13 protein-coding genes are annotated in these 14,936 nt (G+C 60.5%); 10 read left to right on the top strand and 3 right to left on the bottom strand.

Features of this window, described 5'->3' with window-relative positions; all coding sequences use genetic code 11:
- The first annotated feature begins 129 nt into the window (after positions 1-129).
- The 4 genes from HGP16_RS08245 (at position 130) to HGP16_RS08230 (ending at position 4,495) form a co-directional block, all read left to right on the top strand.
- Positions 130-759 (top strand): J domain-containing protein, encoded by a 630-nt coding sequence (locus HGP16_RS08245; protein ID WP_168839520.1) that lies wholly within the window; start codon positions 130-132, stop codon positions 757-759.
- Positions 760-985: 226 nt separating this feature from the next.
- Positions 986-2,476: a lipopolysaccharide biosynthesis protein gene (locus tag HGP16_RS08240; protein WP_168839519.1), complete on the top strand. Its 1,491-nt coding sequence runs from the start codon at positions 986-988 to the stop codon at positions 2,474-2,476.
- A gap of 96 nt (positions 2,477-2,572) precedes the next feature.
- A complete protein-coding gene (locus HGP16_RS08235) occupies positions 2,573-3,388 on the top strand; it encodes a galactosyl transferase (RefSeq protein ID WP_168839518.1) in 816 nt (271 codons plus the stop codon).
- Between the two features lie 36 nt (positions 3,389-3,424).
- Entirely contained in the window at positions 3,425-4,495 is a 1,071-nt protein-coding gene (locus tag HGP16_RS08230; RefSeq protein ID WP_168839517.1) for an acyltransferase, read from the top strand.
- Between the two features lie 9 nt (positions 4,496-4,504).
- Here HGP16_RS08230 and HGP16_RS08225 read toward each other — a convergent pair whose 3' ends face one another.
- On the bottom strand, positions 4,505-5,833 hold the full coding sequence (locus HGP16_RS08225; protein WP_168839516.1) for a PLP-dependent aminotransferase family protein: 1,329 nt from the start codon (positions 5,831-5,833) through the stop codon (positions 4,505-4,507).
- Positions 5,834-5,933: 100 nt separating this feature from the next.
- On the opposite strand from HGP16_RS08225, the gene HGP16_RS08220 reads away from it, so the two are divergent.
- The 5 genes from HGP16_RS08220 to HGP16_RS08200 all read left to right on the top strand — a co-directional run bounded on the left by HGP16_RS08220 (position 5,934) and on the right by HGP16_RS08200 (position 10,836).
- A complete protein-coding gene (locus tag HGP16_RS08220) occupies positions 5,934-6,911 on the top strand; it encodes an ABC transporter substrate-binding protein (RefSeq protein ID WP_168839515.1) in 978 nt (325 codons plus the stop codon).
- Positions 6,912-6,956: 45 nt separating this feature from the next.
- A complete protein-coding gene (locus HGP16_RS08215) occupies positions 6,957-7,847 on the top strand; it encodes an ABC transporter substrate-binding protein (RefSeq protein WP_168839514.1) in 891 nt (296 codons plus the stop codon).
- Entirely contained in the window at positions 7,844-8,776 is a 933-nt protein-coding gene (locus HGP16_RS08210) for an amino acid ABC transporter permease (protein ID WP_168839513.1), read from the top strand. Before HGP16_RS08215 ends, HGP16_RS08210 begins: the two co-directional genes overlap by 4 nt.
- Positions 8,773-9,579, top strand: coding sequence for an amino acid ABC transporter ATP-binding protein (locus tag HGP16_RS08205; protein ID WP_281408208.1), 807 nt, complete (start codon positions 8,773-8,775; stop codon positions 9,577-9,579). Before HGP16_RS08210 ends, HGP16_RS08205 begins: the two co-directional genes overlap by 4 nt.
- 75 nt (positions 9,580-9,654) lie before the next feature.
- The gene (locus tag HGP16_RS08200) at positions 9,655-10,836 is read left to right on the top strand and encodes a M20 aminoacylase family protein (RefSeq protein ID WP_168839512.1); all 1,182 of its coding nucleotides are present in this window, start codon (positions 9,655-9,657) and stop codon (positions 10,834-10,836) included.
- Positions 10,837-10,975: 139 nt separating this feature from the next.
- Here the strand turns inward: HGP16_RS08200 and HGP16_RS08195 are convergent, their stop codons facing one another.
- Both HGP16_RS08195 and HGP16_RS08190 read right to left on the bottom strand, forming a co-directional pair.
- On the bottom strand, positions 10,976-11,152 hold the full coding sequence (locus HGP16_RS08195; RefSeq protein ID WP_168839511.1) for a hypothetical protein: 177 nt from the start codon (positions 11,150-11,152) through the stop codon (positions 10,976-10,978).
- Between the two features lie 175 nt (positions 11,153-11,327).
- Positions 11,328-12,308 carry a hydrogen peroxide-inducible genes activator gene (locus HGP16_RS08190; protein ID WP_168839510.1) on the bottom strand — a complete coding sequence of 327 codons (981 nt, stop codon included), beginning with the start codon at positions 12,306-12,308 and terminating at the stop codon, positions 11,328-11,330.
- A gap of 342 nt (positions 12,309-12,650) precedes the next feature.
- Between HGP16_RS08190 and katG the strand changes: the two genes are divergently transcribed.
- Positions 12,651-14,849, top strand: coding sequence for a catalase/peroxidase HPI (gene katG / locus HGP16_RS08185; protein WP_168839509.1), 2,199 nt, complete (start codon positions 12,651-12,653; stop codon positions 14,847-14,849).
- Positions 14,850-14,936 lie beyond the last annotated feature (87 nt).

Below are 14,936 nucleotides of genomic sequence, written 5' to 3'. Positions count from 1 at the left end.
AACTCTGCCTTTCTGATGGTACAAATAGCGCCGGGGCCGGTTGAAACAGGCAAGCGGCAAGTTTAAACCCCGCCGGCAAGATCAGCGGCTAGGGCCTCGAAACAGGAATAAGCGGCGGCAGGAGTTGGAGTGACTGATCCATACGATATTCTCGGCGTTGCGCGCGATGCGAAAGAAGAGCAGATCAAGGCGGCTTATCGCAAGCGCGTGAAGGCAGCCCATCCGGATTCCGGCGGCGACACGGAGGCTTTTGCCATGCTGCAGAAGGCCTACGAGCTGCTTCTCGATCCCGTGCGCCGCAAAGTGTTCGACGATACCGGCTATGATGTGGAGCTGACCGACGCCGTCGATCTGCAGGCGCTGGTCGCCATCGAAAAACTCATTACCGAGATGGTGCTGGACGAGCGCGAACCGGGAACCTTCGACCCGGTCGCCAAGATGCGCGCCAGCCTTCTCGAAGAAATTCGCAAGGCGAATTTCAGCAAAAGCGAGCTCGAGCGTCATTCCAGCCGCATAGGCCTCCATCTCGACCGGCTTGGCAAGCGTCCCGGCAAGGATGTGGTGGGCCACATGCTGCGCGCCCGCATCAAGGCGATCGCGACCGCCATCAGCGAAACGGAGGCGAAGATCGGCGCCAACGAACGTGCCTGCGATATGCTCGAAGGCTATCTCTACGTGATGGACGAAATCCGAGAAGAGCTCGATGCAGCACCCGAGATCGAATGGGACAAGCCCCAGGTCCGCGCTGCCGCACAATAGCAATGGCGCTTTTTAGTCGCCCCGAGGAGGCGGATTTCGCGTATGCCTTGATGGTGTGATCATTTTCGGCAACGCAATGTTGCAATGCAACAATCGTCCCTAGACAAATCGTGGGGCTGGCCTAGATCAAGCATCCGTAAGCCGTCCTGCCGAGCGGGCGATAGCGGCACGGCAATTGACGGACGTCGGAATCCCGGCTCCGAGATCTGGACGACGAGGTATATGTTTGCTGATTTCTGAAGCGGATGAAATCGTCTTTGAACATCTGAGTGAAAACCGATCGCGGGCCGCGTTGAGGGGCGCCTTCTGGTCGGCGCTCGACACGATGATCCCGACGGCGCTCAACAGCCTGGTCTTCATCGTCACCTCGCGCTTTCTCCTGCCGCAGGATTTCGGCCTGGTCGCGCTCGCCTTCGCCATTGTCAGCTTTGCCGCCGGCTTCGGGCCGACGGCCTTCGGCGAGGCATTGATCCAGCAAAAATCCATTCGGCGCAGTCACCTCGATACGGTTTTCTGGCTGTCATTCCTCTCCGCGGCCATCCTCTATGCCGCGCTGTTCCTGCTTTCACCCCATCTTGCCCACTGGGTCGGACATGACGAGATCGTCAGCCTGCTGCTGATCATTGGGCTGAAAATCTTCTTCGACATGATGATCATCGTCCCCAATGCCCTGATCGGCCGGACGATGTCCTTTCATCTGGCGGCGGCGCGAACCGCGATCGCCACGATCGTCTCGGCGTCCATCTGTCTGGCTTTGATCTTCGCCGGTTTCGGCCTTTGGGCGCTTGCAATCGCCCAGATCGCGGCGCCGGCGGCTGCCTGCGTCGCGGCGTTCTGGGGCGCAAGATGGCTGCCGGGTTTCAGGATCAAGCTCTCGAGCCTGCGCGAACTGCTGCATTATGGCATCTATGCTTCGGGCAACCGCTTTCTGCAGACCATGAATCTCGACCAGCTGATCATCGGCACCTTGGTGAGCCCGGCCGCGCTCGGTATCTACAATTTCGCCCGGCGGCTCTACGAGATGCTCAATAATGTCCTGTCGGGCGGGCTGAACTCGGTCAGCCACGTGCTGCTCTCCTCCCTGCAGCACGACAAGGACAAGGTGCGCGAAGCCTTTCTGATGGCGACCTTCGGTTGCTCGCTGGTCTCTTTCCCGGCCTTCATGGGGCTTGCAGCCGTTGCCGACGATGCCATTCCGCTGATCTTCGGACCGCATTGGGCAGCCGCCGTCTGGCCGGTCCGCTTCTTCTGCGTGATCGGCCTGATGGCCGGAATAGGCGTCATCCAGGCCTCCCTGATCACGAGCCAGGGCAGGTCCGACTGGTGGTTCTATTACCAGCTGGTGCGCAACGTCGTCTCGATCCTCACCGTTCTTCTTCTCCACAAATATGGCGTGGCCACCGTCGTCTTCGGGCTCATGGTTGGCGTTCTGGTGCTGTGGCCGGTGACGCTGTGGATGGTCTCGCGACTGATCGGCCTCAGCATTGCGGAATATTTCGGCCAGTTCGTGCGGCCCATAGCCGCCTATCTCGGCATGCTCGTCGCGGTGCTGGCAACCTCGTCGGCCTTGTACGACTGGTCTCTCGCAGCCCGTCTCGTCTGCGAAGTCCTGGTCGGCGGTCTCACCTATTCGGGTCTTATCCTTCTCCTGTGCAAGGAGAGGATCCTCTTCCTCGCGCGGACGACACTGCAAGGTCGCCGCGCAAAGGCACAGTAGCAGGCCATGGCGAGCAACAGATCGAAGCGCGGCAAAATCCCAGGTGGATGCTTTCGGTCACCGCAATGATAATGGCAAACGTCGGAAAGGCGCATCATGACACTGGTTACGTTCATCATTCCCGTTCGCCACCAGGCCAACTCCAATGATTGGCCCGCGCTGAAACGGCGGTTGTCGCAAACGATCGCCTCGATCTCCGGACAATCCAACAGCAACTGGCGCGGTGTCGTTGTTGCCAATGAGGGCGCAGATCTGCCCGACCTGCCGCCGAATTTTACGGCGGCGCGCGTGACATTTCCGCCGAACCAGCTCCACGACATCAACGGCGCCGACCGGGAGAAGGTCTACGACGCATTCCGGCTGGACAAGGGCCGCCGCGTTCTGAGCGGCATGCTGTCGGCGCGCGACACCCGCTTCTTCATGATCGTCGACGACGATGATTTCGTCAGCGCCAACATCGTCGACTTCGCGGCCAAAAATACCGATGCCAATGGCTGGAAAATCGATCGCGGCTATCTCTGGAACGAAGGTGGCCGGCTGCTGCTGCACCATAACGACTTCGCCAATTACTGCGGCACGTCGCTGATCATTCGCTCCGATCTCTACCGATTGCCGGCAAGCTTCGCGGACGCCGAGGTCGACTATATCAAATCCATGCTCGGCAGCCATGTGCGCATCGGCAAGCTGCTCGCCGATGCCGGCTCCCCGCTCGGGTCCCTTCCCTTCCGCGGTGCGATCTATCGGGTCGGCCATAGCGGCGCCCATAGCAAATCCTCCGGTCTGATCAGGACCCATTTCCTCAACCGGTCGGTACTCACAAGTCCCCGCCAATTCCTGGGCAATCTTTCGCGGGTGCGCCCGCTCGATCGAAACTTGAGAAATGAGTTTTTCGGGGCGCGCGCCGCCGGATAGCAGGCGCAATCCTTCCGCTCAACGAGGCTTCGACCAATGCCGGCTGACGCAACGAAACATAGATACGCCGCCCTGGATGCGATGCGCGGCCTGGCAGCCCTCGCCGTTGTCGTCTATCACCTCGACAGGCCCTATGCCCCATCGGCCTATATCGCGGTCGACTTCTTCTTCGTGCTCAGCGGCTTCGTCATCGCCAGGGCCTATAGTGAGAAACTCGCCGGCGGCATGACCGTTCTTGCCTTCATGAAGGCGCGCTATGCCCGCCTCTACCCGCTCTTCCTGATCGGCAGCGTCTACGGTCTTGTGCAATTGCTATTACATTGGCAGGCGGCGGGCGTCGGACAGGCCGATCTCTGGGCAAGCATCCTCACGACGGTTTTCATGCTGCCTTCGCCGAGCTTTCTGACCCGATCGGCGGGTGATATCTGGGCGCTCTATCCGCTGAACGGTCCAGCCTGGTCGCTCTTCTGGGAATTGCTCGCCAACCTCGTCTTCGCGCTCGCGCTGTTCAGGCTGACAACACGGAGCCTCATCCTCATTGCTGCCTCATCGCTGGCGCTGCTGATCGGCTCCGTCTTCCTGCACAAATCGCTTGATCTCGGCTGGGAATGGCGCTCGGTGGACGGCGGCTTTGCCCGCGTTTTCTTCTCCTTCACGCTCGGAATGATCATCTATCGGCTGCGAAGCAGCACAGCGTTTGGCTGGACCATGAACAGCTATGCCGCCCTGCTGCCGATCGTGGCGATCTCAGCCTTGTTGTTTCTTCCGACCTATTCGCTGAAATATGCGCTTGTTTTCTGCATCCTGATCTCGCCGCTCATCGTCCTTGCCGGCACGATGCTCGAATTGCCGGCCAGGCTGCAGCGGCTCGGCATTTTTCTCGGCTACCTCTCCTATCCGATCTACATGTGCCATCGCGGCTTTACCGAGATCTACGGGCATTTGATGCGCGACGTCCAACTGCCGCAGCCGATCTACATCGCGATCTATCTCGTCGCGATTTCCGTGATTGCATTCCTCTCGGCAAAGCTTGCCGCGATCCTGGTAAAATATGCATCACCCTGGAAAGGCGCACCCAAAAGCATAGGCGCGACCCCGAGCCGATAACATGGCCGGTCACGTATGGACGGCCGCCAGCGCAATGGCATCGGCAACTTCTTCCAGCCGCTCCGAGAGATTGGCCGTCGCCACGCGCAAGTGGCTGCTGGGCAGAATGGAGAACTTGGCGCCGGGATGCACCGCGATGCCTCTGGCGGCAAGCGTCACCACCGCGAAGGGCTCCGACGAAACCGGTATCCAGGCGCACAGCCCGTCGCCGTGGCGCGCATTGACGCCGCGCTCGCCGAGCGCATCGATGAGGCCGGCCCGGCGCTGCCGATAGGTCTGCCGGGCGTGGTCGAGACATACCGCCGTCGCCGGATCGCGCAGCAGCCAGGCACCGGCCGCCTGCAGAATCCGGCTCGTCCATCCGGCACTGAAGCTGCGATAGGACTGGATCTGCTCGACAATCGCCCGCGAGCTCGACAACACCGCCAGCCGCAGATCCGGCCCATGCGTCTTCGAGTAGGATAGAATATGGATGACGCGATCGGGAAAGAGTTGCCCCATCGAATGACGCGGTGCCGTCGAGATATCGGCAACGCCGTCGTCCTCGACGATCAATGTATCCTTGCCGCGAAGAATCCCGGCGATGCTCGCCATGCGCGCCGGGCTCACACTCTGGCCGGTGACGGAATGAATGCGCGGCTGGAAGATGAAAGCGACCGGACGATATCGCAGCGCCTCGTCCAGCGACGACGGCAGTGGCCCCTCCTCATCGCATTTCACCGGAATGATGCGCGCACCGCGATCCTCGAGGATATCCAGAAGGCGCATGGCGGTCGGGTCCTCGATCGCAACGGTCGCTCCCGGCATCACCAGGGCGTTGATCAAGGTATAGACGGCATTATAGCCGCCATTGGTTGCCAGAAACGCCTCGGGTTCGTAGGGCCACGTCTTCCTGACCTGCTCCTCCAGCTCCGGCAAGATCCGGCTGCGCTCGTAGCTGTTGAGATTTTCAGCGGAGGCTCCATAGGCCATCGCCGCCTCCAGCTTCGGCAGCAATCGCACGTCGGGAACGGCGGCTGTCAGGTTCAGAGCGTCGGAGCCGTAGTCACCGACGCTTGCGAGCCGCGCCGGCTTGGCAACGAAGCGATCGCCGCTGACCCATGTACCGTTCCTGCCGCGCCCGCTGATGATCTTCTGGCGCCTGAGCTCGCTCCAGGCTTCGGATAGGGTTGCCGGGCTCACCCCAAGGACAAAGGCGAGATCCCGGATCGGGGGCAACTTGGTACCAACAGGCAGCGCGCCGGCGCGAATAAGCGCGCTGGTCTCCAGCGCGATACCGCGGATCGTCCGATCGTTCAATTTTTCGGCAAACCATTTCGCGTCTCGGATTTCGCTCATTTCCGCGCCATTTTTAATGTTCAATAACGTAATAACATTTGATCGTGTTATTTTGAACATTTAATCAATGGGAAAATAAGTTTTCCCGCGAGTGAATTTCATGCCCCTTACTCTCCGCCTTGCCCTCCGTGATTGGGACTACATGACGCCTTTGGTTTTGGGCGATGTCTCTTCTCCGAAACTCGACATCAAGGTGGACCGCGTCGGTACCTTGATCTCACATATCGGCAAGAGCGATGCGTATGATGCTGCCGAGACCTCCTTCAGCCGCTACACGCAGCTGCGCATAGATGGCGATGACAGCGTGGTCGGGATACCGAATTTCATCATGCGCGGCTTCCGCCACCGTTGCGTCATCACCTCCAAGGACAGCCCGATCACGAGCTTCGCCCAACTTGCCGGCAAGCGCATCGGCGTCACCGGATGGCGCGACTCCGGCAATACCTGGACGCGCGCAGCCCTCCGGCGCGAAGGCGTCGGCGTCGAGGATGCCATGTGGTATGCCGGCCGTCTCACCGAAGCCCATCCGATCACCGATCGCCTCGACGGCTTCGGCCGCCCCGGCCGCATCGAGGCGGCCCCGGGTGAAAGGCCGATGGTGGATCTGCTCAAGGAAGGCGAGCTGGACGCGATCTTCACACCGTTCATGCCGGACGGCTATTTCGCCGGCAATTCCGGTTTCCGCCAGGTCCTCCCGGATTTCCGCGCGGCCGAGCATCGCTATTTTGCTGACGTGGGCTATGTACCGGGTATGCACCTGATCGGATTGAACGCGGAGTTTGTCGCCGAGCATCCCTGGGTCATGGCCGAGCTGAGCGCTCTCATCGATGAATCGCAGCGCGTCTGGCTGAGCAAGCGGCGCAAATATGCCGACACCACGCCATTCATGCTCGACGAACTGCTGAAATCGGCGGCCGAGCTGCCCGAGGGTTGGGATGCGAGCGGCTTTGCCGCCAACCGCAAGATGGTCGCCGATTTCGCTGGGGAATTGCACGTGCAGGGCATCCTGCCGCGGCTGATGGCGCCGGAGGAACTCTTTGCCTTCGACGTCGACGGCAGCAGGACAAGTGCTGCCTGATCACCGACTGAATTTCAAAGACGCAAAGCAAAAAGGGGAATGAATATGTCGTTGAAAAAGATAACCTACCTCGCACTCGCAAGTCTGATGATGTCCGCCGCCGCCTATGCGGAGGATGCCAGCCTGCCGAAACTCTCGGTCAACAAGGACCTGCAGGCCAAGCTGCCGGACGCGATCCGCACGGCAGGGAAGATGATATCAGTCAATAACGGCTCGTTCCCTCCCTACGAGATCGTCACCGGCACCAAGCTGACCGGCGCCAGCGCCGATCTGACCGACGCGATCGGCGAAGTGCTTGGCCTAAAGATCGAACATGAAAGCGTCAGCGGACTGCCTGCCATCCTCGCCGGCATCAATTCCGGCCGCTATCAGTTCGCCTTCGGCCCGATCGGCGATTTCAAGAGCCGCGAAGAAGCAAACGACTTCGTCGACTGGGTACAGGAATTCGTCGTCTTCGCCGTTCAAAAGGGCAATCCGAAGGGCATTACCTCGCTGGACAGCGCCTGTGGCCAGCGCATCGCCGTCATGGCGGGCGGATCGGCCGAAAAGGTGATCCAGGTCCAGGCGGAAAAATGCAAGACCGATGGCAAAGGCGCAATCGAGATTCAGTCCTTCACCGACCAGCCAAGCTCGATTCTCGCGGTCCGCTCAAAGCGTTCCGATGCTTTCTTCTCCTCGCAGGCGCCGCTCACCTATTTCGTTTCGCAGGCGAACGGCCAGTTGGCGCTGACCGGTGTCGGCCAGAAGAACGGCTTTGAAGACCTCTATCAGGGCGCGGTGGTACCGAAGGGCTCGCCGCTAGGGCCTATTCTCAAGGATGCCGTCAAGCTTCTGATTGATAATGGCACCTATGCCGCCATCATGAAGAAATGGGGCCTTGAGAACAATATGATCAAGGAGCCGGGTATCAATCTTGGCGGGACCTTGCCGAAATGAGCACCAATGCCGGAAACATCGCATCGCCATCCGGCGATGCGTCCGAGCGGGATGTGGCGAACGCCCACACACCGTTTCCGAAGGGCCGCGTAGCAGCCTGGATCGTAACGCTATCGATCGCAACCTATTGCGCCTGGTCGGTCGCCCATAATGAGAATTTCGGCTGGCATGTCGTCGTCCAGTATTTCTTCGATCCGGTCGTCATCAGCGGGCTCTATGTCTCGCTCGGCCTGACCGTCGTCGCCATGGCGCTCGGCATCGCCTTTGGCCTGTTGCTGGCGATCGCCAGGCTGTCGAAGGATACGCTGGCAAGCTCGCTTGCTTCGCTGTTCATCTGGTTCTTCCGCGGCACGCCGCTCCTCGTGCAGCTGATCTTCTGGTACAATCTCTCGACGCTCTTCCCCACATTGTCGATCGGCATTCCCTTCGGCCCAACCTTCGTCAGCTGGGACACGAATTCGGTGATCAGTCCCATGACGGCGGCGATTGCCGGCCTTGCCCTCAACGAGGCCGCCTATATGGCCGAGATCATTCGCGGCGGCCTGCTTTCGGTCGACAGGGGCCAGTTCGAGACCGCCGAAGCCTTCGGCATGACGCGCATCCGCGCGCTGCGCCGCATCATCATTCCACAGGCCATGCGCTCCATCGTGCCGCCGACGGGAAACCAGCTCATCAGCATGATCAAGGCGACGTCGCTCGTCAGCGTCATCGCCATGGCCGATCTGCTCTATTCCGTGCAGTCGATTTACAACCGTACCTTCGAAGTCGTCCCGATGCTGCTCGTCGCCGTCATCTGGTACCTGCTGATCACCTCGGTGCTGAACATGGGCCAGAGCTATATCGAGCGCTACTATAGCCGCGCCGACCGCCGCTCCGGTGGGATGAGGGCCGCAAAGGACAGCGCGCCGGCGCAGGAGGCGAACCAATGAACGCCCCGATGAATACTACGCCAGTGAGCACTGTTGCCGACTTGTCGCCGCTGGTGCTGGCGCGCAACGTCCATAAATCCTTCGAAAATCTCGAAGTCTTGAAAGGCATCGACCTCGATGTGATGCCGGGCGAAGTGGTCGTCATTCTGGGACCGTCCGGCTCCGGCAAATCGACCTTCCTGCGCTGCATCAATCATCTGGAAGCGATCAATCGCGGCTCGATCGAGCTGGATGGCGAGCAGGTCGGCTATCGGCTGAACAAAGGGCGGTTGGTCAAACTGTCCAATCATGCGATCGCGCTGCAGCGGCGCAAAATCGGCATGGTGTTCCAGCAGTTCAATCTCTACCCGCATATGACGGCGCTGCAGAATGTCATCGAAGCGCCGATCGGCATCCATGGCGAGAGCCGCAGCCAAGCGACCGAGAATGCGCTGGCACTGCTCGACCGCGTCGGGCTTTCGGCCAAGGCGAACAACTATCCAAGGCAGCTTTCCGGCGGCCAGCAGCAGCGCGTCGCGATTGCGAGAGCACTGGCGATCAAGCCGAAGCTGATGCTCTTCGACGAACCGACCTCGGCGCTCGATCCGGAATTGGTCGGCGAGGTCCTGTCGACCATGCGGGATCTTGCCAGCCAGGGCCTGACGATGATCGTCGTCACCCACGAGATCGGCTTTGCCCGCGAAGCGGCCGACCGCGTCGTCTTCATGGACGGCGGCAAGATCGTCGAACAGGGCAAGCCGGAAGATGTGATTGGCAATCCGCAGCATCCGCGCACCAGAAGCTTCCTGTCGCGCTTCATCTAGCGCGGCAGGCCCATCATCAGTGAGGCCTGCACGCTCTATGGCGGATGGCGGCTCAAGCGAACTATTGGAATAGCCATGACCCTCGACAACGATTTCGCCCGCCTCTCGGACTTCGAGCCGATGAAGGCCGAACTGACCGGCATCCGACAGCATCTCCACGCCAATCCCGAGCTCTCCTTCGAGGAAGCGGAAACCGCGCGCTTCGTCGCCGAGAAGCTGGAAGCCTGGGGCTATGAGGTGACGCGCAATGTCGGTGGCCACGGTGTCGTCGCCCGTCTGACGGTCGGGGCAGGCAAGAAGAGCATCGCGATCCGCGCCGACATGGACGCCCTGCCGATCACCGAGCAAACCGGTCGCCCCTACTCCAGCAAGGCGCCAGGGAAGATGCATGCCTGCGGTCACGACGGCCACACGACGATGCTGCTGGGGGCTGCTGAATATCTCGCTCGCACCCGCCGCTTCAACGGCACGGTGAACCTGATCTTCCAGCCAGCCGAAGAGGCAGGGGCGGTCAGCGGCGCTCCGGCGATGATCAAGGATGGCCTCTTCGAACGCTTCCCCTTCGATGTCATTTTCGGCCTGCACAATCACCCGGGCGCGGCGGAAGGCACCTGGCTGCTGCGCTCCGGCCCGCTGATGGCGGCGGCGGATACAGTGGAGATCACCATCATAGGCAAGGGCGGCCATGCCTCGCGCCCGCATCTGACCGTCGATCCCGTCGTGGTTGCCTGCAATCTCGTCGTCAGCCTGCAAACGATCGTTGCCCGCAGCATCGATCCGACACAGACCGCGGTCGTGACGGTCGGCGCCATTCATGCCGGCGAAGCTTCGAACGTCATTCCGGAAAGCGCCAAGATGTTGCTGACCGTCCGCTCCTTCGATCCGAAGGTGCGCGAGCTGCTTGAGGCCCGGATACGCAAGCTGACCCAATCAGTCGCAGAGGGCTACGACGCGACCGTCGAGATCGACTATGTCCACGGCCATCCGGTCGTCGTCAACTCGGAGAAGGAAACGAAATTCGCGCGCATGGTGGCCGAAGAGCTCGTCGGCGCCGACAAGGTCGCCACCTGTGGCCTGATCCCCGGCAGCGAGGATTTCTCGCATTATCTGGAGCACAAGCCGGGCAGTTTCCTGCGCCTCGGCAACGGCATCGGTTCCGCCGTCCTTCACAGCGCCAAATATGATTTTGCCGACGAAAGCCTCACCGTGGGGGCTGCCATGTGGGCACGGCTGACGGAACGTTATCTCGACGCCTGAAGCGATAGAAACGACAGCCCTGGCTTAGGCCGGGGCTGTTTCTTTTTAGGGGCTGCAATGGGAAAAGTGGCAGTGCCGGCGGACAGCATTGCAGGAGTTACAGCCTGTCGGTGCAGCGCGATCCGGCCTCCGGAAACGATTACTTATCGAGGGATCGGAGACCATCGGAGGTTGCCGGCGCGGTGTTGACGGGCGTTTCAGCCCGCAGTCCGGTCTTGGACGGCACGTTCTCAGCTTGCATGAGCCGCCATTCATTTTCTAGGCGATCAATCACATACGTAGGAATTTCATCTCTTACGTTTTCAAACTCTTGCATCACGACCTCCATTGCCATGCATTTACGGCATGACATGGAAGAGTTTCTTTGTAAATCAAGGCGTTAAATCATTTAAACGATTGAAATAATTTTAATCGTTTGAAACATCCTCCCCTGTGGAAAAGAATGGAGCTGCGTTAACATGCGCGTGTAAAGATGATTGGTTCGCGAGGGATCACCGGCCGTCTCGGCTGGTTGCCGGCAGCTGCAAACGACCGTCAAATTCCAGATCCTGTGTGCGCGAAATCGAATCGTGCTGCTCGCGCATTGCGTCGGCGGCTTCGCGAACCACCTCGGAAATCTGCGCGAGCTGCCTGGCCAGGGGGCTCGTCTTGCGCCAGATCATGCCGATCGTTCGCGAGGGCTGCGGGCTCTGGAAGCGCACGGTCGAAACCGAAGCCGAGCGCGTCTCCACCGCGACGGCCATCTCCGGTATCAGGGTGACACCGATGCCGGCGCTGACCATCTGCACCAGCGTCGACAGCGAGCTGCCATCCATCAGTTCCCGAGGAAGGGCCGACTGTATATTACAGAAGGACAGAGCCTGATCGCGGAAGCAATGCCCCTCCTCCAGCAATAGCAGCCGCATTTCGCGGAGCGCTTCGCGGTTGGGCACCGGCTTGCCCTCATCCTCGCGTGGCCGCACCAGCACGAAGTTTTCGGCAAATAGCGGGATTTCCGTCAGCGACGGCTCGGATACGGGCAGAGCGACAATGGCGGTGTCAAGCCGCCCCTCCTCCAGCTCCTCCACCAGTTTCGACGTCAGGGTCTCGCGCACATGGATATCGAGTCCGTCATAGATGCGGGAGAGATTGCCGATGATGCTCGGCAGCAGATACGGGGCGACCGTCGGAATGATCCCGATTCGCAGTCGGCCGACAGGCTGGTTGTGCGATGCGCGCGCAAGGTCTCCGAGCTCATCGACCGATCGCAGGATATTGCGGACGCGGCCCGCGAAAGCCTCTCCGAAATTCGTCAGCCGAACCTGCCGCGCACCTCTTTCGAAAAGATCCGTGCCGAGCTGCTCTTCCAATTCCTTGATCTGCATCGACAAAGCGGGCTGAGAGATGGCGCATACATCGGCGGCGCGTCCGAAGTGGCCGTGCCTGGCCAAGGCTTCGAAATAGCGAAGCTGCTTGAAAGTCAAATTTGTCATAAGTTTATCTTATCGCACCAATCAGGAAATCCAACTTAAATTAATGGGTAGCCTTGGCTATAGTCCCGCCGCAGAGATGAGATGCGGCCGCCTGTCATACGAAGCTCACATTGAGAGCATTGACTGCGTTCAATTCATCGACGCGCGGACCGTTTGGAAAGCGAGGCATTTGACTTGTCGGTTTTCCGCGAATCCGCTTTATGCGAGGTCGATACAATGAGAGATTTTCATGCGTCGGACATGCCGCCGTTACGCTTGTCATAAAACCAAACGACTTCCCGGGAGGGTCACCAACCCCTTTCTCCAGTCGTCGCAGTCCACATCATCGTAAGGGAGAAAATTATGGATACAAAAGTCGAAAATGCCGGCAAGTGTCCGTTTCCGCATGGAAACACAAGCGTTTCGGCCCGTTCGAACCGTGACTGGTGGCCAAACCAGCTGAACCTCAAGATCCTTCATCAGAACTCCGCGCTGTCCAGCCCGATGGGCAAGGCATTCAACTATGCGGAAGAGTTCAAGAAGCTCGATCTGGAGGCCCTCAAGAAGGACCTTACCGCCCTCATGACGGATTCGCAGGACTGGTGGCCGGCCGACTTCGGTCATTACGGCCCGCTCTTCATCCGCATGGCCTGGCACAGCGCCGGCACCTACCGCACGGGCGACGGCCGCGGCGGCGCCTCCTCCGGTACGCAGCGTTTTGCGCCGCTCAACAGCTGGCCTGACAACGTCAACCTCGACAAGGCACGCCGCCTGCTCTGGCCGATCAAGCAGAAATACGGCAACAGCATTTCCTGGGCCGACCTTCTGATCCTCACCGGCAACGTCGCCCTGGAATCCATGGGCTTCAAGACCTTCGGCTTCGGCGGCGGTCGCGAAGACGTCTGGGAACCGGAAGAGGACATTTACTGGGGCGCGGAAGAGACCTGGCTCGGCGACAAACGCTATTCTGGCGACCGTGACCTGGAAAACCCGCTGGCTGCCGTGCAGATGGGCCTCATCTACGTTAATCCGGAAGGCCCGAACGGCAATCCCGATCCGCTTGCAGCAGCACGCGACATCCGCGACACCTTCGCCCGCATGGCGATGAACGACGAGGAAACCGTGGCTCTCATCGCCGGCGGCCACACCTTCGGCAAGACCCATGGCGCAGGCGATGCGGCGCATGTCGGCCCCGAGCCGGAAGCAGCCGGCATCGAGGAACAGGGCCTCGGCTGGAAGAACAGCTTCCGCAGCGGCAAAGGCGGCGACACGATCGGCAGCGGTCTCGAAGTCACCTGGACCTCGACGCCGACGAAGTGGAGCAACAATTTCTTCTGGAACCTGTTCGGCTACGAATGGGAACTGACGAAGAGCCCGGCCGGCGCGCATCAATGGGTGCCGAAGCACGGCGCCGGCGCCGGCTCCATCCCGGACGCGCACGACAAGTCCAAGCGTCACGCTCCCTCCATGCTGACCACGGACCTCGCCTTGCGCTTCGATCCGGCTTACGAGAAGATTTCTCGCCGCTTCTTCGAAAACCCGGACGAGTTTGCTGACGCCTTCGCCCGCGCATGGTTCAAGCTGACCCATCGCGATATGGGTCCGCACACCCGTTATCTCGGCCCGGAAGTGCCCAGCGAAGAGCTCATCTGGCAGGATCCGATTCCTTCGGCCGATCATGCATCGATCGACGCCAACGATATCGCCACCCTCAAGAGCGAGATCGCCGCATCGGGCCTGACCATTCCGCAGCTGGTTTCGACGGCCTGGGCCTCCGCCTCCACCTTCCGCGGCTCCGACAAGCGCGGTGGTGCGAATGGCGCCCGCATTCGTCTCGCTCCGCAGAAGGATTGGGAGGCCAACCAGCCAGCCCAGCTCGCTTCCGTGCTGCAGACGCTCGAAGGCATCCAGAAGAAGTTCAACGATGCCCAGAGCGGCGGCAAGAAGGTATCGCTCGCCGATCTGATCGTTCTCGGCGGCTCGGTCGCCGTCGAGCAGGCTGCGAAGAAGGCCGGCCACGATGTGGTTGTTCCCTTCGCTCCGGGTCGCACCGATGCATCTCAGGAACAGACCGATGTCGAGGCCTTTGCCGTTCTCGAGCCGATGGCAGACGGGTTCCGCAACTATCAGCAGAAAGCCTATAGCGTCTCTTCCGAGGAGCTGCTGATCGACAAGGCACAGCTATTGACACTGACGGCTCCGGAAATGACGGTTCTCGTCGGCGGCCTGCGTGCGCTGAACGCCAATGTCGGCCAGAGCCAGCATGGCGTCTTCACCAAGCGCCCGGAAGCACTGACGAACGACTTCTTCGTGAACCTGCTCGACATGGGCACGGAGTGGAAGGCCGTTTCCGATGCCAAGGACGTCTTCGAGGGACGGGATCGCGCAAGCGGCGACGTCAAGTGGACCGCCACACGGGTCGATCTTGTTTTCGGCTCAAACTCGCAGCTGCGCGCGCTCGCCGAACTCTACGGCCAATCCGACGCCGAGAAGAAGTTCGTGCAGGACTTCGTTGCGGCCTGGACCAAGGTGATGAACGCCGACCGCTTCGACATTGCTTGAAGTGAAGTAAAATAGTTCCGGACGCGACCAGCTTCAGGTCGCGTCCGGTTGACGAATGACCCGCGTACGCGACCGCGCAGCGAGGAC

The organism is Rhizobium sp. P40RR-XXII (assembly GCF_012641405.1).
GTDB lineage: Bacteria > Pseudomonadota > Alphaproteobacteria > Rhizobiales > Rhizobiaceae > Rhizobium.
This window is presented reverse-complemented; position numbering and strand designations above follow the sequence as displayed.